The following is a 1,399-nucleotide window of genomic DNA, read 5'->3' on the forward strand; positions in this document are numbered from 1 at the left end:
CTTGATCATCTTTACGACCTGGAGCTTGAACTCCACGTCGAATGTTCTACGTTGCCTGGTCATCAATGTTTCCTCGATGGGTGAATGATCCACCTATCGAGGTGTCCGTGGAAATTAGACCACGACAGTTTACCACCTGTATGCCACGCCAGCCGGAGACGAGAACCCTGCAACACATGGTTGAAAACCTTGTCTTGCAGAGATTTTCGGGGGAAGTGTTTTGCCGTTTCACCAAAATGGCGCTTCGCGCCATATGGGAAATGGTCCTGCTACCTAAACCCGGACAATGGTTCTTCCCGCCTTGGCACGCAGCGCCTCATACAACTGAGCCGGCCCAAGCAGGGTGTCACGCAAACCGTCGTGTACCCGTTCCGAGCCGAGCGCCTGGGTGCTCATCAGCGTGTGGGCGTCGAGCGCGTCCATGATGGCGTTCAGGAACGCGTCCTTGAGGTCGGGCGAGTTAGCGAACTGCTCCTTGCTGTTACCGGCCGCCTGCTGCACCAGCAGTTCGTTCTCCAGCAATTTGCCCTTGAGCACGCCGTTCACGTAGATGAGCTGGTCGTCGTCGGTCAGTTCGCCCTCGAACAGGCCGTTCACCTTGTCGATGATTTCGGCGAGCAGCGCGGCCTGCTTGTCCTGCACCGCGCCGCTGCCCACCCCGTCCACCGGCTTGAGGTTGTCGCCCTTGCCGAGGGCGAGCGCCTGCCGGCCTTGCTGGTGTAGCTTGTGATGGGTGAGCACTACCCGCGACAGGTCGACGGTGTCGCGCTCGCGGCCGAAGTCCAATAGCGGCAGCAGCCGTTTGTAGAACAGGTGGTGCTTCTCGATGTCGGTATTGCCATAGTCGAAAATCTGGCTGAGGAAGGCATAGAGGCGCACGAAAGCGCCCATGTCATTCTTGAACAACAGCAGCATCCTTGGCGGCGCGCTCGGCTTTGTCATTACCGGTGGCCTGCGCGGTGCGGAAATCCCGCTGCGTGGCCGCGTAACGCTTGAGCAGGCGGTCGGCCACCGGCGCGATGGCAGCGGAGAGCTGCTTCTGCGTGCCCTGCGGGTCCAGCTCCACCTTTACCACGCGGTCGACTTCGTACTCGTCGTGGCAGCCGGCGGCGTCCAGTTTGGCGCGCAAATCGAACACCTGGTGCGGGTCGGTCGCTGCTTCCAGTTCGGCGGTTTCGTAATAGGTCTTGAACGCCTTGAGGATGTCCTGCGGGTCGTTCACGAAATCGAGAATGTAGGTGGTGTCCTTGCCGGGGTAGGCACGATTCAGGCGCGACAGCGCACCACTTTCGCGTTTCTCAACAAGAGGTAAACCGAGATGCGAAACAGAAAGCGCCTGCCGGGCTCGCTTGATGAAGCCATCGAGATGAACTTCGAAGCGGCCGAACACAGTCGCCGT

At 59.8% G+C, this 1,399-nt stretch carries 1 protein-coding gene and 1 pseudogene; both read right to left on the reverse strand.

Annotation, left to right across the window (positions count from 1 at the left end; genetic code table 11):
* Positions 1-273: 273 nt before the first annotated feature.
* Positions 274-915 carry an HsdR gene (locus tag G542_RS17140; RefSeq protein WP_244878721.1) on the reverse strand — a complete coding sequence of 214 codons (642 nt, stop codon included), beginning with the start codon at positions 913-915 and terminating at the stop codon, positions 274-276.
* Positions 893-1,399, reverse strand: a pseudogene (locus G542_RS19080) (hypothetical protein); the annotation flags it as partial. The gene G542_RS17140 and the pseudogene G542_RS19080, both read right to left, overlap by 23 nt.

Source organism: Laribacter hongkongensis DSM 14985 (assembly GCF_000423285.1).
Lineage (GTDB): Bacteria > Pseudomonadota > Gammaproteobacteria > Burkholderiales > Aquaspirillaceae > Laribacter > Laribacter hongkongensis.